Below are 17,703 nucleotides of genomic sequence, written 5' to 3' on the forward strand. Positions count from 1 at the left end.
GGGTCAGGGCGCCAGCGGTGGGACGCCTCCGAGCGTCGGGACGACGCGGGCGATGGTGCCGTCGGCGTTGAAGCGCAGGCGGTCGATGGTCACTTCCCGGTGGGTGCCGTCGCCGCCGGGGATGGCGAAGCGGTGGTAGGCGATGTACCAGTCGTCGGTGCCGGGCGCCTGGATCACGCTGTGGTGGCCGGTGCCGAGGATGCCGAGGCTGGCGTCCTTGCCGAGGATCTCGCCCCGGTTGACCAGGCCGTCGGCCATCGGGCTGGTCGCCGTGGCGGAGCCGACGCGGTAGTTCTCGCTGCGGGTGTCGTCGATCGACCAGCTCAGGTGGTAGGTGCCGGCGCGCTTGGCCATGAACAGCCCCTCCCGGAAGCCGGTCAGGCCGGTGATCCGCTTGACCTTCGTGGCGTCGTACGACGTCATGTCGGGGTTGAGTGGAACCACGTAGGCGTTGCCGTTGCCCCAGTAGAGGTAGCTGCGGCCGTCGTCGTCGGTGAAGACCGCGGGGTCGATGGCCTGGCCGCCGTCGGGGTTGGCGGCGACCAGCGGTTTGCCGAGCACGTCGGCGAAGGGCCCGGTGGGGGAGTCGGCGACCGCCACCCCGATCTTGGCGTCGGCGCAGAAGTACAGGTAGTACTTCCCGTTCTTCTCGATGGCCGCCGGCGCCCAGGCCCGCCCGTCGGCCCAGGAGACGTCCGGGCCGAGGTCGAGGATCGTCGGGTGCTCGGTCCACTGCGCCAGGTCCTTGCTGGACCAGGTCTTGAAGGTGGTGCCGGACCAGCCGGGAAAGCCGTCGGTGGTGGCGTAGATGTAGTAGGTGTCGCCGAAGCGCACGATGTTCGGGTCGGCGTTGTAGCCGGGCAGGACCGGGCTGTTCATGGTGACCGCCTTGACGGTCCAGGTACGGCGGCTGCCGTGCGGGCCGGTGACGGTGTACGTGACGGGCTCGGTGAAGTCCCGCTTCGCGCCGTTGCGCGGGGTGAGGCGGGCGCGGTCGCCGATCCCGAACTCGGGCGCCAGCCTGGTCACGTCGGTGCCCGGCCGGACGGGCAGGGTGACGGTGTTCGTGTCGCCGTCGATGATGGCCGGGACCTTGAGCGCGTCCAGCTCGACCGAGCCGATGGCGGTCTCGTTCCCGGGGAGGGCGAGCACCTGCCTCGCCGACAGGGCACGGTTCCACAGGGTGAAGCCGCGCATCCGGCCCTTGAAGTAGCGGTCGGAGGCGAAGAGCGAACGGCCCAGGTGGTTGGCGGTGGTGATGCCGCCGCCGAGGTCGCCCGGTCTCGTGGTGACGCCGCTGTTGCGGGCCACCTCGACCCCGTTGTCGTAGAGGCGGGCGACGCCACCGGCGAGGGTGTAGGTGATGGTGTGCCAACCACCTCGACCGAGGTCGCGTCCGACGCCGGTGTTCTGCTCGGTCGAGTACGTTCCGCTCGCGATGGCGGTGCGGTACGCGTTGCCGGTGGTGAAGAGGTAGCCGTTGCCCGCGCCGTTCGTGGTGTTGCCCAGACCCCAGATGAAGTACGGCGTCGCCTGCGCGGGGTCGACCCAGACCTGGGCGGAGACACTGACGTCGGAGAGACCGGTCAACAGGTTGTCGGGCAGGTCGACGTAGCCGTCGTCGCCGTCGAAGGTGAAGGCGTCACTGCCCCGGGTGACCCCGCCGCGCAGGACGGCGTCGCGGCCGTTGCCGGAGCTGTCGGCCACCGTCGTGCCGGTACCGCCGGTGAGGCGGTAGTCGGCGATGACGCCCTGCTTCGTGGCCGGCGCGGGTGCGGGGCCCTGGCGGAGCCGGTCGAGCTCGGCCCGGGTGACGGGCAGGACGGTGCCGTGCCGGGGATGGGCCGGCAGGTCGTACCCGGTCGACATGGTGAACCGGCCGCCGTCGAGGTCGGTGGTCTCGAACGGCACGTAGCCGCGACCGCCGAACTCGTCGATGAAGAGGTACCACTTCTCCTCGGTGTTGCTCTTGAAGATCGTCGGTCCCTCACCGCGGGAGATGCCCTCGCTGTCGTCGGTGGCCTTGCCGATGCACTCCTGGACGAAGTCCCAGCTCGGGTCGCGCAGCCGCGTCGACTTCTCCTCCAGGATGAACTTGCTGCACGGGGTGGTGGAGGTGTTGTTCCGCTCGTCCTTGGTGAAGCGGTAGTAGGTGCCGTCGTCCTCGACCACCGTCGAGTCGATCACCGAGTACCCCGGGTCGACCCATACCCTCGGCTCGCTGAAGGTGCGGAAGTCGCGGGTCGTCGCGTACATCATGCGGTTGTAGGTGTCGCCGGTGTGCGCGGTGTCCTCCGGCGCGTAGAGCTTCGAGGCCCAGAAGACGACGTACGCGCCGATCGTGTCGTCGTAGTAGGCCTCGGGCGCCCAGGTGTTCCCCGCGGTGTCGGGGGAGACGCGTACGTGCCGCTGCTGCGACCAGTTCACCAGGTCGGTCGACTCCCACACCTCGATGTACTTGCTGCCGCTGCGCTGGGCGGCGTCCCAGTCACCGTTGCCGTAGATCTTCAGGTCGGTGGCGATGAGATAGAACCGGTCGCCCTCGGGGCTGCGGATGATGAACGGGTCCCGCACCCCCTCGTCGCCCGCGCTGGAGGTGAGGACGGGTCGGCCGCCGTTGAGCTCGTCGTACTTGAGCGGGTCGTTGCCGCGGCTCGCCGCGAAGTAGATCTGCTCGCCGTCGGCCGTGCCCTCGCCGGTGAAGTAGGCGAAGGCGTACCCCTCGAGCTTCTCCTTCTTCGGCAGCGGGAGGACGGTCAGGGTGAAGTGGCGTACGGCGCTCGCCCGGCCCTTCGTCGCGCGTACGGTGAGCCGGGCCCGGGCCGCCTTCGCGCCGTGCTTCGGGCGGGTGACCTCGCCGGTCGTGGTGACCACCCGGGGGTCCTTCGTGCTCCAGCTGAGGGCGACGTCGCGCTCGCCCCTGGTGGGCAGGGTGATGTTGCCCCGGACGGCGTCCTGGTCGTGGATGACGATGGCCGCGAGGGCGTCGCCGACCTTCTCCCGGTCGCTGAGATCCTCCAGGACGGTGACGGTGAAGGCACGGGTGACGCGGTGGCCGGCGTAGGTGACCGCGGCGGTCAGCGTGACGGTGGCGTCTCCGGAGCGGGGCGCGGGGCGGGTCACCACGCCGGTGTCCGAGACCACCGCCGGGCTGCTGGAGGACCAGGTGACGGTCGAGCCGCCGACGCCCCGGGTGGGCAGGTCGAGGTTCTCGGTGACGGCGGTGGTGTCGCCCAGGTCGAGCGCGGCCGCGTCGGCGGCGGCGCGCCCCGTGGCGGTCTGCTCGCCGAGGGCGCGGGCCTCGTCGGCGGTGACCGCCCGGTCGTAGATGCGGAAGTCGCGGACCTGACCCTTGAGGTACCGGTCGGCCGCGTAGACGGAGCGGCCGAGGTAGTTGGCGGTGGTGCTGCCGCCACCGATCGCCCCGGGCGTCAGGCTGAGGCCGGCGGAGCGGGCCACCTCGACACCGTCCTCGTAGAGCAACGCGGTGCCACCGCCGAGGGTGTACGTGATGGTGCGCCAGCTGCCACGGGTGAGGTTGCGGCCGGTGGTGACCGTCTGCTCGGTCGACCAGTTGCCGCTCGCGATCGAGGCGCGGAAGGCGTTGCCGGTGGCGAAGAGGTACCCGTTGCCGACCCCGTCGGACCCGGTGTTGCCCAGCCCCCAGACGAAGTACGGCGTCGGCTGGTCGGTCGCCACGTTGACCTGCACCGACACGGTGACGCCGTCGAGACCGTTCAGGACGTCGTCGGGCAGCCGGACATGGCCGTCGACGCCGCCGAGACGCAGACCGTCGGGGCCCTGCCAGGTCGCGTCGCCGCTGACGGTGCCGTGGCGTCCGTGACCGGAGCTGTCCGGCACGGTCGTACCGCTGCTCTGGGTGAGGTCGTAGCGCAGCACGAGACCGTCGTCGAGGGAGGCCGCCGCCCCGGCCGGGGTCGGGGTCACGACGCCGACCAGGCCGGTGACCAGCGCGGTGAGGCCGGCGAGTAGTCGGCGGCTGCGGCGACGTGGGCGACGGCGCGCCGGGCGGAGCGGGGCTGGCGGCGAGGACATTGCCGGGCTTCCTCCTGTGACTCGACGGAGCGGGCGTCAGGACGGTGGTGCAGCCGGTCGGTGGCCGAGACGCCGCGCTCCGACGGAGGTGCTCGGCCCGCCAAGCGAGCGTTAACATGCTCGGGAATGAGCGCCAACGTACGCACATGTATCGATCATGTCAATATCGCTGCCAGTGTCGATGTCCTCGATCGGCAAAGATGGCCGCAAGGATTGACAAGCCCGTATGTTTACGTTCACAAGCCGTTCGGGCGATGGGTGGGCGGCGAGGTCGACACGAAGGACGGGCCCGGGTGATTGCACGGCGTCTGAGGCCGCGCGCATCGCGCACCAGGCCCGCGTCTACATTCGGGTCCGTCGAGGAGGTGGCAATGGTCGCGGTAGGACCCGATGGCGCGTTCTCCGTGAACAGTGTGGGACTCGCTCGCGCGCCGTTCCCGTTGAGTTTCAGTGTTCGCGCAACGAAGGGCTCCTGGCTGGTCCATGCCACCGCAGCGCAGGCCGCGGAACTGGCCGATGTGCTCATGACCGTGGCGGGCGACACGATCGTGATCGTGGGCCTGGAGACCAACAGCTTTCTGGACGAGAGTTACCGTCCCTGGCGGCCGTCGCTGATCGCGGCCGAACAGGGCGTCGGCTATGAGGCTCACGACGTCGGCGTACTGGCGTCCGGTGTCGTCGGTCTCAGCGACGAGGCTCTGGTGATCCGCCGGGACGACCTGCCCAGATTTCTGGCCGGTTGGTATCCGTACGAGCTGACGATCATCGACGTGCCGGGTTCGCCGACCACGGGGCGCCTTGACGAGATCATTCTCGCGGTAGGAACGGCCGGGCATGATGAGCCGATCCTGCCCTCCCTTACCGGCTCCCGCCTCTTCTTCTCCGGTCACGACGACTGCTATGTCGCGGTCGAGTCGACGGACCCGTCGCTGCCCGCGGCGATCATGAGCCGTCTCCTGGCCCTGCTGGTCGGCTCGGCGCTGGTCGACGACGCCGTCGTCGACGTGCCGGATCCCGACGTCGAGGCGCTGGAGAGCCTCATCGAAGAGAGCCGGCACTGGGTCGGCGTACTCGGTGTCACGACGCGCGACGCGGTGACCGTCGATCTTCACGCGGTGCCCGAACCGTGGCGGCTCGGTGAGCCGCCGGTCCCGGCGCGCGTCGACCGCCGCGCGGTCTACGACATCACAACCGGCGGGTGGCGGCTGCAGGACCCGGTCGCTCCCGCGTCAGCCCGTCCGGCTCATCCGAGCCGGGACACCTGGTAGTGGCTGATGAGCCAGCGCTCGCCGACCCGCCGCACGATCACGCTGAGGTTGACGGTCACCACCGGCCGATCGGTGAAGGCGAAGTCGACGCTCAGGTAGCCGAGGACGAGATCGTCGGCGAGGCGACGGGTCTCCTTGATGTCGTACGCGGCGGTCATCCCGATCGGCTGCGAGTCGTAGTACTCGGCGACGGCGGCGGGGCCGACGCCGTACGGGTGCAGGCCCTGGAAGATCGCGTCGTCGGTGAAGTACGACGCGACCCGCTCCGGTTCGTGAGCGTCGACGGCGGACTGCCACTGGTCGAGGACGCTACGAAGGATCTCGGTCTCCGTATTGGTCATGATGGTCTCCTCTGCTGTTGGGCGCGGCGGGCAGCGCCGAGAGCCGCTGCCCGCCACGGCTTTTGAACTGTCTCAGTGCCCGGCGCTCTGGCCGCCGTCGACGTGCAGGATCTCGCCGGTGACGAACCCGGCGTTCTCGAGGTAGGTCACGGCCTCGACGATGTCGTTGATCTCGCCCAGTCGGCCGACCGGGTTCAGGCCGGCGAGGAACTCGTGGAGCTCGGCGGAGTGCATCGGGGTGCGGATGGTGCCCGGCGAGACCGCGTTGACCCGGACGCCGCGGGTGGCGTACTCGATCGCCAGTGACTTGGTGACCGCGTTGAGGCCGCCCTTGGTCAGCGACGCCAGCGCCGACGGCAGGCTGGAGTTGGGGTGGTCGACCACGCTGGCCGTGATGTTGACGACGTGGCCGCCGCCGCCCTGGGCGATCATGGCGGCGATGGCCCGCTGGGACACCTCGAAGAACCCGCGCAGGTTGATCCCGGTCACCAGGTCGTAGTCCTCGGCGGTGTACTCGGTGAACGGCTTGGCCACGAAGACGCCGGCGTTGTTGACCAAGGTGTCGACGCGCCCGAACGTGCTGATTGCCTGATCGATGACGTGGGCGCCGACGGTCGGGTCTGCGATGTCACCGGCGACCGTTAGCACCAGGGGGTCATCGGACGGCGCGATCGAACGCGAGTTCGCGACGACGGCGTAGCCGAGCTTGCGGTAGGCGGTTACGAGCGCCGCGCCGATGCCCTGGGACGCCCCAGTGATCACGGCGACTTTCTGCGTACTCATCGGTTTCCTTCTTCTGGCTGGTTGAGGACGTGCCTCACCCGCACCGCGCTGGGCGGTGCCGGTCGGAATGCATGTGGGGTCGGGTGGTGATCGTTCCGCTGTACAGACACTCCACGGGCCGGTCGTATTCCCGCGGCCCCCAAATTTCCTTGGACTGTTCGGTCCGGTGTCTGGGTCCGGAGGCGGCCGGAAGGCGGCGATGACCCTGACGTGTGACCTGGGCAAGGCGGTCGAAACAGTAGCACCCGGTTGATCCAAGACTGGACTCGATGGACCAGTTGGAGCGCGGCCGGGTTCGGGGCATCCGGTGGGGTGCGTCCGCGCGACGAATTGCCCGACTTGCCCACTGATGCCGATTTACAGCTGCTCGAACAGGCCGACGGACTGCGCGCGTCGCGCCACCGGCGCTCCGTAAACGAACCGGTCCGGCTCGGTCACGTCAAGGGCTCCTCCGCCGTCCGGGCGAGGGACGCTCCGGTGCCGGTGGACACGGGCGCATCAGCGGGCCGGTCGACCCGGGTCGCTCGGGTGCGGCGACAACGGCGTGACCGTGTCCTGTCGCCACGCGCGCAACGGCATCGACGCCAGTAGGAACTCCAGCTGATCCGCGTCGTCGGCGTCGAAGAGTCCCCACGTCCGCCACTCGCCGGGGGCCAACGGCGGTCGCCACAGCCGTAGCAGATTCCCCTGCGCCACCAGCTCGGCCGTGCGTGTGGCCTCCCGTGCGCGCATGGCGGCGACCTCGTCGTCCGTCGTCCCCTCCGGCACCGAAGTCACCATGTCGACCAGGAACTCCACCGCTCTCCTCCGTCCGTCGGCGGGAACCGCACCCCCCGGCCGTCACCAGGCGGTGGCGCCGCCCTCGGCCGGGAAGTTGGACCCGGTGAGGTACGACGCCCGGTCGGAGGCGAGGAACGCCGCCAGTTCGACGATCTCCTCGGGCTGGGCGAAGCGCTTGAGGAGCGTCTTGCGGGTGATCGCCTCGCGGGCCGCCTGGTTGTCGCCGAGGTCGCGGTCACTGGCCGGCGTCAGGACGGGGCCGGGGCTGATCGTCACGGCCCGGATCCCGACGGGCGCGCCCTCCAGGGCGAGCTGCCGCGTCATGCCGATGACGCCCGCGTTCGCCGCGCAGTGCGCGATCATCGGAGGGAACTCGCCGGCGATCATGCCGGCCTCGGAGGCCACGTTGATGATGACGCCCCCACCGCGCCGGACCAGGTGCGGCCACGCGAACTTCGACACGAAGAAGGGGATGTCGAGTTCGCCGGCGATCGTCGCCCGCCAGTCCTCCACCGAGAAGTCGGGCATCGGGCCGAAGCGCTGCGAGGCCGCGTTGTTGTAGACCACGTCGAACCCGCCGTAGGCGACCGCCGCCTGCTCGACGAAGTCCCGAGCCTGCTCCGGATCGGTGAGGTCGATCGGCGCGATGCCGGTCATCTCACCGCCGGCGCTCCGGACCAGTTCGACCGTCTCGTCGTTGCCGGCCGGGTAGAGGTCGCACCCGACCACGGTCGCGCCCTCCCGGGTGAAGACCAGCGCGGCGGTGCGGCCCATCCCGCCGCCGGTGCCGGTGATGAGCACTACCTTCCCGTCGAGGGTTCCCATCGCGCTCCTCGTGCTTCGCGGTCGGGGCGGCTCGGTCGGGCGATCATCTTGAGACGCCGTCAGTGCGGAATCCGGCACCACAGCGCGCGCCGAACCATCCACTCCTCGGCTGCGAAGGCTCCCGACCACGCCTGACCGCCCGCTATTTCGCACGGTACGTGGCGCTGGAGCGCAGCGGCCCCGGAACCAACGGAAAGCCGTTGCGCTGGTCCGTGCTCGACCGGTGGGTCAGGCCCGGCTCGGGAGTCGTTGCGCCACGAACGTGAATCCGCTCAGCACGATGAGGACGATGGCGTAGCAGGCCGCCGTGGTGCGCAACCCGACAGCGGTGGAGGCGAGCCCGGCGATGACGGCAGGGACGCTGAAGGCCAGGTACGCGACCGTGTACGCCACCGCGAAGAGTTCGCCGCGTTCGGCCGGGCCGCCGAGGCGTACCACCGCGCCGAAGCTTCCGAGCACGGCGGCGCCGAACCCGACACCGCCCACGACGGTGCCGACGACCGCGAGCGTCACCGTGCCGCCGAGCACACCGGCGAGGGTGATCGCGGAGCCGAGCGCGAGCAGGAGCGCGCCGGCGTCCAGGACTCTGCGGCCGCTCTGTCGGTTGCGCAGCACGAACGCGGTCAGGGCGGAGCTGCCGCAGAGAACCGTGATGACGAGGCCGCCGATCAGATGGTTGGTGAGCCCGAAGACACCGGCCGCGACCGAGGGGCCGAGCGACAGGTACAGGCCACCGAGAGCCCAGGTAGCGACGAGGATCGGCACGAGCGGGTAGAAGGCCGCGCGTAGCCGCGCCGGGACGCCGAGCCGCGGCACGAGCGAGGCCACTCCGCCCGGTCGCCGCGCGGACGTCTCGGGCATCACCGCCACGGCCGCCACGGCCAGCAGCATTCCGGCGAGGAACAGGAGGTAGACGAGGTGGGTCGGGGCCGGGCCGTACTGCACGAGGACGCCGCAGCCGAGTGCTCCGAGCGCGAGCCCACCGGTCGGGGCGATCCCGTTGACCAGTCCGGCGCGGCCCGGCGCGTGGGGCGGGTTGAGGTCGACGAGGGTGGCGCTGAGCGTGGTGATCGCCGCACCGGTCGCGATGCCTTGCAGGGTCCGGGCGACGAAGAGCATCCAGACGTCGCCGGCGATCGCGAACAGGAGGAGCGAGAGCGCCTCCAGGCCGATCGCGGCGGCGAGGACCGGACGGCGCCCGACGTGATCGGAGAGCGCGCCGACCACGAGCAGTGACCCGATCAGCCCGACCACGTACACCGCGAAGACGGCGGTGAGCGTGGCCGCGGAGAAGTGCCACTGCTGCTGGTAGACGACGTAGAGGGGGGAGGGGGCGCTGGACGCGGCCGGGAAGAGCACGGCGATCACGGCGATCACGGCGAAGCTGACCGGTTGGGACAAGCGGCGTGGCGTGGACCGGACGGCGAGTGACTGGGACAAGATGCACTCCCTAAACGCAGTGATTGTTGCGTTAGGGATGCTAGCGCTAACGCAGTTATCGCTGCAATAATGGGTTTGTGTCGAAGCCCAGCACGAACGCGAGGCCCGGCGGCCGGTCCGCGCGGGTGCGTGCCGCCGTGCATCGCGCGGTCACGGAACTCCTCGCCGAGGCGCCGGCCGAGGCGCTGACGCTGCCGGTGATAGCGGATCGTGCGGGCGTGCACCCGACGACGCTCTACCGCCGTTGGGGATCCACCGCCGACCTGCTGGCCGACGTGGCGACCAGCCGCTTCAGCGGCGACCTCGTGGTCCCCGACACCGGTTCCCTACGCGACGACCTCAAACGCTGGACCACGGACGTCGCCACCGACCTCACCGACCCGGACGGGCTGGCGCTCATGCGGGCCGCGGTCGGATCCGGGGCCGGTGCCAGCCGCGCCTGCATGGCCGACCGGCACGCCCAGCTCGCCGCGATCCTCGACCGGGAACGCGCCCGCGGCGGCACGGCGCCGGAGGTGGAGTGGGCCGCGGACGCGCTGCTCGGGCCGCTGATGTATCGCGCGGTGTTCACCAACAACTCTCTCGAACCCGGCTGGGTCGACGACCTGGTCGAGTCGTTCCTGGCCTGACGGCAGCCGGCCGTCGTCAGCGGTGGGCCTCGCCGAGGACGCGGGCGATCCGCGTGTGCTCGTCGTGCCGCAGCGTGGTGGCGATCCGTACGTGCGACCCCCCGTCGCCGTGCACGGTGAACGGCGCGCCGGAGGCGATGCCGATGCCGTCGGCGGCCAGTGACCGGATCGCGGTCGCGGCGTCGCCGACGGGAACCCAGACCGAGAGTCCGGCGATGCCGGTGGGGGTCAGCCCCTGCTCGCGCAGGGCCTCGACCATCAGCTGCCGGCGCTGCCGGTAGGTGACCCGGGCCCGGTGGATCGTCTCCCGGGTCTGCGGGTCGGTGAGCATCTGCGCCAGGGCGCGCTGGGTCAGCACGGAGGGCCAGCCGCCGGTGGCCATCTGCCGGGCGCGCACCCGCGAGACGACCCGCCGGATCCCGGCCAACGCCCCGACCCGCAGGTGCGGCCCGTGCGACTTGTTCCAGCTGCGGACGAGCAGCGTCTTCCCCGGCAGGAACTCACCGAACGACACGTCGGGAGTCGGGGCGAGCTCGTGGGCGCCGTCCTGCTCCAGGATGACGATGTCGCGGTCGGCGAGCATCGGCATCAGCGTGCGGGCCCGCCGGCGGGAGAGCGCGTGCCCGTACGGGCTGGCCATGCGGGTCTGCAGGAGCAGCATGCCGGGGCGGGTGGCCAGGGCCGCCTCCAGCGACTCCGGCAACGGGCCCTCGTCGTCGCAGCGCACCGGCACCGCCTGGGCCCGGTGGTCCTCGACGATGTCGAGCAGCGAGGCGGCGGCGACCTCCTCGACGATGACCCGGTCGTGCGGGTGCAGCAGCACGCCCGCCACCCGGTGCAGGGCGTCGTGGGCGCCGCTGGTCACGGTGAAGTCCTCGGCCTCGAAGGGCCAGGTGGCGCGCAGCACCGCCGCCAGCTGCCCGTCCACCGTGTCCTCGGGGTACGTCCGCCAGTGCGTCCCGGCCACGGCCACGGCCATCGGACCGGCCAGGTCGGGCAGCAGGGCCGGATCGGGATACGCCGTGGAGAGGTCCAGCCGCACCGGCGGCGGGGGCGGCAGGCTGGCGAACCGGCGGCCGGCCAGCGCCCCGGGCCCACGTACGAAGCTGCCGCGCCGGCGGTCGCAGTGGATCAGGCCGCGCTGGCGCAGCCGGGCCCAGGCGGAGGCGATCGTGGTGGGACCGACGTGCAGGGCGGCGGCCAGCGCGCGCACGGTGGGCAGGCGCAGACCCTGGGCGAGTTGACCGGAGTGAATGAGATCACCGAGGTGATCGGCGATTCCGCGAGCGGAGCGGTCGGTGAACATCAATGCGAGTGCGCTGGCGTGCAGGCGTTCCGGTCGTCGCACGAGCGCCGCGTCCACGACCGGATCGAGCGTGTCGGTCAACCGCGGTTTCGACAGCTCGGCGATCATGGTTTTTGATACCGCGTGAGCTGAAGCCGCGGCAACCATGTTGAGCCATTCTTGAGCTTTCCGGGCCGTGGAAACGCGAACAAACGCGAACAGCGGAGCCACTGTGGAGACCGGTGCGTCCGGTTACGGTTCAGCCACAGTCGATCGACGAGGACTGATGCCGAGCCGGAAGGTCCGCCGATGCTCAAGACCCGTCCACCCCTGCTCTACGGCGCCTGCGTGGCCCTGCTGGCGCTGGTCGGAGCCACCGCCACCGCACCGGTCGCGAGCGCCGCTCCCGACCTCGCCCGCGCCGCGGCGTTCGCCCGGGCAGCGAACATCCCCACCCCCGAGCAGCACTTCGGCTTCAAGATGGGCGCGGAGGGAAAACTCGCCTCATATCCCGACGTGCTCACGTACATGAAACTGATCGCCGAACGGTCCGACCGCGTCGACTACAAGACCATCGGTCCGACGACGATGGGCAACGAATACGGGACCGTCATCATCAGCTCGCCGAAGAATCTGCGCCGCCTGGATCGGCTGGTCGAAATCAACCAGAAACTCGCTGATCCGCGCAGCACCAGCCCGGAGGAGGCCCGCCGGCTGGCCTCGGAGGGAGTGCCCTTCTACCACCTGGAAGCGACCATCCACTCCAGCGAGGTCGGCAACGGGCAGGCGATCAACGACATCGTCCACCGCCTCGCCACCGAGGACTCGGACTTCACCCGGAACATCCTGAACAACTCGGTCGTCGTCCTGGTGCCGTCGCAGAACCCCGACGGGCAGCACCTCATCATCGACCACTTCAACCGGACCGCCGGCACCGACTACCGGCGGACCTTCCCGGACCTGTACCACAAGTACACCGGCCACGACGACAACCGGGACTGGACGATGTTCACCCAGGTCGAGGCGCGGTACCGGCTCGAACTGGAGAAGAAGTACCGCCCGGCGATCGTGCACATCATGCACCAGAAGGGCAACTCGGGCAGCCGCATCTTCGTACCGCCCTACGGCGGCATCACCAGCGAGAACGTGCCGGCGAACATGAGCTCCTCGGTCTCCGCGATCGGCCAGCACGCCGCCCGGGCGCTCGCCGCCGCCGGTAAGACCGGAGTGGGCAGCCTCGACTACCACATCTTCTGGACCCTGGAGCAGCCCGTCGGGTACTTCCCGTTCACCGGCTCCGGCGTCTACCTGACCGAGATCGCCTCGGTGACCGACTACGCGTACCCGCAGAAGTCGCAGGACGGCCGTCCGCTCGGCCCGCAGCAGGCCCGGATGAACCTCATCGAGCCGTATCGCTCGGACACCTGGACCCTGGCCGACATCGTCGACTACGCGAAGATCGCCACCTACGCCGGCATGGAGTACACCGCGAGCAACGGCGAGAAGCTGCTCTACGACAACCTGTACGCCGTGCCGCACGAGTACCTGACCAAGGGCGTGCCGTCCGGGACCTTCGCGTTCGTGGTGGACGCCAAGCAGCGTGACCCGTACGCGACCTTCGAGATGCTCCAGCGTCTGGAGTGGACGGAGGTGGAGATCGAGCGTGCGAAGTCGGCGTTCGTCGCCGACGGGAAGCGCTACGACGCCGGCTCGTACGTCGTCAAGATGCACCAGCCGCGCGGCAACTGGGCACATCAGGTCCTCGGCACCGACCAGTACCCGGAGGTCCGTGACTGCGGCGAATGCCCGGTGCTGCTGCCGTACGCCGAGGCGACGACCAGCCTGCCGCTGCAGCTCGGCGTGGACGTCGCCGAGGTCCGCGCCCCGTTCGAGGCGCAGCTGGAGCGGGTGACCTCGGTCCAGCCGCCGCAGGTGACCATGCCGCCCGCCCCTCGGGCCAAGGGCGCCTACCTGGTCCGCCCCGAGTCGTACGGGACGATCCAGATCGTCTCGGCGTTGCAGGACGCCAACATCCCGACCTTCCGCGGCGCCAAGGGCTTCACCGCGAAGGGCGTCGACTACCCCGCCGGCACCTACATCGTGCCGGCCACCCCGCAGGCGCGGAACACACTGGCGACCGCGTCGGCCAAGGTCGGCCTCCAGGTCGCCGCCGTGGACCAGACCCCCAAGGTCGCCGGGGTGCAGCTCAAGCCGAAGACCCGGGTCGGTCTGCTGCGCGGGGTCGGCAACATGCCCGGCGGCTGGGACATGTGGCAGTTCGACCAGTACGGCGTCAACTACGACGTGGTCTCCGCCCAGGACTTCCAGCGGAAGTCGCTCAACGAGCTGTACGACACCATCGTCGTGTCGTCCGGGGTCTCCCGCGACGACATCGTCGAGGGCCTCGACCCGGCGCAGTACGACGAGGCGTACTCCTGGGCCTACGGGGTGGGCGAGAAGGGCTGGCGCAAGCTCCAGCAGTTCGTCCGCAACGGCGGCACACTGCTGGCGATCGGCGACTCGGTGCAGACCGCCCAGCAGCTGCTCGACCTGCCGATGAAGCCGGCGCTGCCCACCAGCGACGACGAGTTCGTCACCGGTGGCAGCCTGCTCAACCAGGAGTTCGACCCGAACGACCCGGTGGCCTGGGGCATGCCCGAGTCCTGGCCGGTCTGGCTCTACGACACTCAGGCGTGGGAGCTTACCGGCGACTCCGGCAAGGTGGTGTCGAACTACCCCGCCGAGGGTGAGGTCCTGGCCAGCGGCTACCTGCGCGGCGCCGAGCACATCCGGGGCGCCACCAACGTCGCCTCCTTCGACGTCGGCAAGGGCCAGGTCGTCACGTACGGCAGCGAGATCACCTTCCGGACGTTGCCCCGTTCGCAGTACAACCTGCTCTACAACGCGATCTACCACGGCCCGGCGGCCGAGGTGGACGCGACCGGGGTCCAGCAGTTGCGGCCGCAGTTCGGCCCCGACGGCGCACCCGTCAAGCGCTGACCCGCCGGACCCCCACCCGCTCCGGGTGGTCACCCTGCACGGTGACCACCCGGAGCGGCACCGCGTTCACGCCGCGCCCGACGGCGCGGGGAGGATGTTGTGGTTGATGCGGAACATGTTGCCCGGGTCGACGGCGGACTTGACCTCCGCGAGCCGGCGGTACGTCTCCGGATCGTAGGCCCGCGCCACCGCCCCGGCCGTCGTGTCGTAGCCGGTCAGGAAGTTGGCCTGCCTGCCGCCGGTCGTCCAGGGGGCCACCGCGTCGGCGATCTCGGCCAGCGGCGCACGGAACTCCTCCGCCCGGCCCGGAGCGTCGAACATCGCGCCGGAGAGCTGGAAACCGGCGTCCCGGTTGCCGACGGCGTTCGGCACGCGGGGTGCGCGGGCGAGCGCACCGCCGAGCTGGCGGATCTCGATCACCCCGGCCGGGGTGTCGACGCCGGGGCCGGCGGCGGCGATCAGCGCCTCGGCGGCCGCCGCGGGGAACTCGCGGAGCAGGGTCGACATCTCGTACGTCGGCGTCGGCTCGACCGGGTCGGAGTGGATCCCGGCGATCGCCGTGTACGGAATCTCGGCCACCGTGTCGAGCAGCGCCGGCGCGGTGGCGCGCAGCTCGGCGATGAGCCGTTCGCCGTCGTCGGCCGATCCCAGGTAGGCGATCCGCACGTGCACGCTGAACCGGTCGCGCAGCGGCTCCGGCACGGACGGTGCCGACCGCAACCGCAGGAACGCGAGCGAGACGGAGAGCTCCGCCGGCGGGGCCGCCGCGATCCGCCGAAAGGCGTCGACCACCTGCTCGACGTGCTCTCCGGCGAAGTAGAGCCCACCGCCGTACAGCCGCGTCACCGGCACCAGGCCGATGGTGAGCGAGGTGACCACCCCGAAGTTGCCCATGCCTCCCCGGATCGCCCAGAACAGGTCCGGGTCGTGCTCCGCGTCGATCTGTCGGAGCGCGCCGTCCGCGCAGACGATCTCCGCCGCGCTGACATGATCGGCGGCGAAGCCGTGCAGGCGGCCGAGGGTCGGGCTGATCCCGCCGCCGAGGGCGTAGCCGACCACGCCGACGTTGGGTGACGAGCCGGCCAGCGGTACGAGGCCCACCCCGGTGCCCGCCTCGATCAACTGCTGGGCCGGAACGGCCGCGCCGATCGTCCCCGTACCCGAGCGCGCGTCGATGCTGACGCCGTTGATCCGGCGCAGGTTGACGAGGAGCGCGCCGTCCGCGGGGACGACCGCGCCGTGGCCGGTGGCGACCAGGGCGACCGGCAGCGCGTTCGCGGCGGCGAAGCGGACGGCGGCCTGCACGTCGGCGGCGGAGGTGGCGCCGACCGCGAGGGCCGGGCGTTGGACCAGGGCCGTGTTCCAGGCGGCGGTCTCCGCGCCGTACCCCTCGTCGCCGGGGGCCAGCACCGGGCCGGCGACCGCCGCGGTGAGCCGGGCCAGGTCGTTCTGGTTGATCACGTACGTCATCCGTGGCCTTCCTGCCCTCGTCCCCGGCGTGCAGCTCTTCGTCGTCGAGGGGCGCGGGAGCAGCCGTCGATCCGGCCGCCCACGCGGGTGATCCCCGCGCGCGCCTACCCGATCTGATCGTCGCGGGGTGGCGGGTCGTGCGGGCCGGGTTCGCAGAACCGGCGAAGATCATCGAGCTGCGCCGTGGCCACCCGCTTCGACGAGCCGGCCGTCCACCACCAGTCGACCGGCGACCGGGCGGGCCTTCGTAACGGGCCCTAGTCGCTCGCCAGGTCGCGGCCGATGGTGAGGCTCGCGACGACCAACGCCGCGACGGCCCACAGCACGGCGATCAGGAGCCCTCGCGTGTCACCTGACCCGGCACCGAGGAGGGAGGTGAACGGCAGGGGCAGCTTCAACTTGCCGATCAGCCCTTCGACGAGGACGAACCAACCGGCGCACCCGAGAAGGAGCCAGGTCGACCGCCGCACGATGGACGCGCAGGCGGCAGCGAGGATCGCGATCACCGGCACGGCGGTCAGCAGGTGGCCGTACCGCTCGGTGTCGCCCTTGAACAGCACGGTGAGGCCGCTGGCCGCCACGAAACCGGTGGCCACGACCATCGCCGCCACCACCTGGCCGCTGAGCACCACCAACCGTCTGGGCTGCGACAGGTAGAGCAGGACGGCGGTCCGGTGCTGGTGGTGCTGCGCCACGATCATCGCGGCGAAGCCGAAGGCGCCCATGCCGGTCAGTAGCCGCCAGGCGTCGATGTTCACCGCGCCGAGGAGCAGGCCGAGCAGGGTGAAGATGACCAGCGAGATCCAGCTCGACCGGATCGTCGCCGCGCGGTAGAGGTCGCTGCGAATGACGGAGATCATCGGCTGCCCGCCAGGTCGAGGAAGATCTCCTCCAGGTTGGGGGGATCGACGGTCAGTTCGTGCAGCGGCACCCGGGCGTGGAAGGCGATCTCACCGACGTGCTCCGACGTCAGGCCCACCACCTCCAGGGCGTCGCCGTTCCTGGTGACCCGCCCACCGGCGCTCTCCAACACCTGCCGCAGCCGGCGCTGATCGCGGCTACGGATCCGCAGGCGCGAGGCCGTGGCGCCGTACAGGCTGGCGAGCGGTGCCTCGCACGTCACCTGCCCCTTCACGATGACCACCACGTCGTCGATGAGGTGGGCGAGTTCGGCGAGCAGGTGACTGGAGAGCAACACCGTCCCACCGAGGCGGGCGTGCTCGCGCAGCAGTCCGCGCATCCACGCCACACCCTCGGGATCGAGACCGTTCGCCGGCTCGTCGAGCACGAGAACAGGCGGGTCGCACAGGAGTGCCGTGGCCACCGCGAGCCGCTGCCGCATGCCCAGGGAGTACTGGCCGGTGCGCTGGTCGGCGGCGTGCGTGAGGTCGACGTGATCGAGCAGGACGTCCACCCGCGATCTGCTCGCACCTACCATGATCGCTTGGGACACCAGATGTGCTCGGCCGGACTGGCCGGGGTGGCAGATGCCCTGCTCGAGAACCGCGCCGACCTCGCGGGTCGGATGCGACAGGTCGCGGAAGCGTCGGCGGTTGATGAGCGCCTGACCGGCCGTCGGCCGGGTCAGCCCGAGGAGCATTCGGAGAGTCGTCGTCTTCCCGGATCCGTTGAGTCCGAGGAATCCGGTGACCCGGCCCGGTCGTGCCTCGAAGCTGACCCCGTTCAGCGCCCGTACGCGGCCGTAGACCTTCGTCAATCCAAGAGCCTGAATCATGTAGGTCGACACACTTTCGCGAGCTGTCATCTCCTGCACTCGGACATCGAGGATGCTCTCACGAAACCGATGGGTGTCAGCGTCGTCGAGC

13 protein-coding genes are annotated in these 17,703 nt (G+C 70.6%); 3 read left to right on the forward strand and 10 right to left on the reverse strand.

Features of this window, described 5'->3' with window-relative positions; translation table 11 throughout:
• Positions 1-3 precede the first annotated feature (3 nt).
• Complete coding sequence (locus D7147_RS06150; protein ID WP_120674492.1) at positions 4-4,056, reverse strand: family 43 glycosylhydrolase; 4,053 nt, start codon at positions 4,054-4,056, stop codon at positions 4-6.
• A gap of 293 nt (positions 4,057-4,349) precedes the next feature.
• Here D7147_RS06150 and D7147_RS06155 point away from each other — a divergent pair, with 293 nt between their 5' ends.
• Entirely contained in the window at positions 4,350-5,324 is a 975-nt protein-coding gene (locus D7147_RS06155; RefSeq protein WP_147437355.1) for a hypothetical protein, read from the forward strand.
• Here D7147_RS06155 and D7147_RS06160 read toward each other — a convergent pair.
• The 5 genes from D7147_RS06160 to D7147_RS06180 all read right to left on the reverse strand — a co-directional run bounded on the left by D7147_RS06160 (position 5,300) and on the right by D7147_RS06180 (position 9,493).
• Positions 5,300-5,665 carry a YybH family protein gene (locus D7147_RS06160; protein WP_120674495.1) on the reverse strand — a complete coding sequence of 122 codons (366 nt, stop codon included), beginning with the start codon at positions 5,663-5,665 and terminating at the stop codon, positions 5,300-5,302. The genes D7147_RS06155 and D7147_RS06160 overlap by 25 nt on opposite strands.
• Positions 5,666-5,737: 72 nt before the next feature.
• The gene (locus D7147_RS06165) at positions 5,738-6,448 is read right to left on the reverse strand and encodes an SDR family NAD(P)-dependent oxidoreductase (protein ID WP_120674497.1); all 711 of its coding nucleotides are present in this window, start codon (positions 6,446-6,448) and stop codon (positions 5,738-5,740) included.
• 498 nt (positions 6,449-6,946) lie between these two features.
• On the reverse strand, positions 6,947-7,246 hold the full coding sequence (locus D7147_RS06170; protein WP_120674499.1) for a muconolactone Delta-isomerase family protein: 300 nt from the start codon (positions 7,244-7,246) through the stop codon (positions 6,947-6,949).
• A 42-nt stretch (positions 7,247-7,288) separates the two neighbouring features.
• On the reverse strand, positions 7,289-8,053 hold the full coding sequence (locus tag D7147_RS06175) for an SDR family NAD(P)-dependent oxidoreductase (protein WP_120674501.1): 765 nt from the start codon (positions 8,051-8,053) through the stop codon (positions 7,289-7,291).
• A 228-nt stretch (positions 8,054-8,281) separates the two neighbouring features.
• The gene (locus tag D7147_RS06180; protein ID WP_233562962.1) at positions 8,282-9,493 is read right to left on the reverse strand and encodes an MFS transporter; all 1,212 of its coding nucleotides are present in this window, start codon (positions 9,491-9,493) and stop codon (positions 8,282-8,284) included.
• A gap of 77 nt (positions 9,494-9,570) precedes the next feature.
• Between D7147_RS06180 and D7147_RS06185 the strand changes: the two genes are divergently transcribed.
• The gene (locus D7147_RS06185) at positions 9,571-10,122 is read left to right on the forward strand and encodes a TetR/AcrR family transcriptional regulator (RefSeq protein WP_120674505.1); all 552 of its coding nucleotides are present in this window, start codon (positions 9,571-9,573) and stop codon (positions 10,120-10,122) included.
• A 16-nt stretch (positions 10,123-10,138) separates the two neighbouring features.
• Here the strand turns inward: D7147_RS06185 and D7147_RS06190 are convergent, their stop codons facing one another.
• Positions 10,139-11,509, reverse strand: a complete 1,371-nt coding sequence (locus tag D7147_RS06190) for an aminotransferase-like domain-containing protein (protein WP_158609293.1) — start codon at positions 11,507-11,509, stop codon at positions 10,139-10,141.
• Between the two features lie 207 nt (positions 11,510-11,716).
• On the opposite strand from D7147_RS06190, the gene D7147_RS06195 reads away from it, so the two are divergent.
• Positions 11,717-14,407, forward strand: coding sequence for a M14 family zinc carboxypeptidase (locus D7147_RS06195; RefSeq protein ID WP_120674509.1), 2,691 nt, complete (start codon positions 11,717-11,719; stop codon positions 14,405-14,407).
• Positions 14,408-14,473: 66 nt separating this feature from the next.
• Here the strand turns inward: D7147_RS06195 and D7147_RS06200 are convergent, their stop codons facing one another.
• From D7147_RS06200 to D7147_RS06210, 3 genes are all read right to left on the reverse strand, one after another.
• Positions 14,474-15,877 (reverse strand): FAD-binding oxidoreductase, encoded by a 1,404-nt coding sequence (locus D7147_RS06200; RefSeq protein ID WP_120674511.1) that lies wholly within the window; start codon positions 15,875-15,877, stop codon positions 14,474-14,476.
• Positions 15,878-16,134: 257 nt separating this feature from the next.
• Positions 16,135-16,737, reverse strand: coding sequence for a hypothetical protein (locus D7147_RS06205; protein WP_120674513.1), 603 nt, complete (start codon positions 16,735-16,737; stop codon positions 16,135-16,137).
• Complete coding sequence (locus tag D7147_RS06210; RefSeq protein ID WP_120675255.1) at positions 16,734-17,612, reverse strand: ABC transporter ATP-binding protein; 879 nt, start codon at positions 17,610-17,612, stop codon at positions 16,734-16,736. Before D7147_RS06210 ends, D7147_RS06205 begins: the two co-directional genes overlap by 4 nt.
• Positions 17,613-17,703: the final 91 nt, after the last annotated feature.

Origin of the sequence: Micromonospora musae (assembly GCF_003626545.1) — a bacterium.
GTDB lineage: Bacteria > Actinomycetota > Actinomycetes > Mycobacteriales > Micromonosporaceae > Micromonospora > Micromonospora musae.

Excerpts from the sequence above, each read along its gene's own strand:
- D7147_RS06210 (WP_120675255.1), bottom strand. The coding sequence starts at position 17,612 with ATGATTCAGGCTCTTGGATTGACGAAGGTCTACGGCCGCGTACGGGCG.
- D7147_RS06205 (WP_120674513.1), bottom strand. The coding sequence starts at position 16,737 with ATGATCTCCGTCATTCGCAGCGACCTCTACCGCGCGGCGACGATCCGG.
- D7147_RS06200 (WP_120674511.1), bottom strand. The coding sequence starts at position 15,877 with ATGACGTACGTGATCAACCAGAACGACCTGGCCCGGCTCACCGCGGCG.
- D7147_RS06165 (WP_120674497.1), bottom strand. The coding sequence starts at position 6,448 with ATGAGTACGCAGAAAGTCGCCGTGATCACTGGGGCGTCCCAGGGCATC.
- D7147_RS06150 (WP_120674492.1), bottom strand. The coding sequence starts at position 4,056 with ATGTCCTCGCCGCCAGCCCCGCTCCGCCCGGCGCGCCGTCGCCCACGT.
- D7147_RS06195 (WP_120674509.1), top strand. The coding sequence starts at position 11,717 with ATGCTCAAGACCCGTCCACCCCTGCTCTACGGCGCCTGCGTGGCCCTG.
- D7147_RS06160 (WP_120674495.1), bottom strand. The coding sequence starts at position 5,665 with ATGACCAATACGGAGACCGAGATCCTTCGTAGCGTCCTCGACCAGTGG.
- D7147_RS06175 (WP_120674501.1), bottom strand. The coding sequence starts at position 8,053 with ATGGGAACCCTCGACGGGAAGGTAGTGCTCATCACCGGCACCGGCGGC.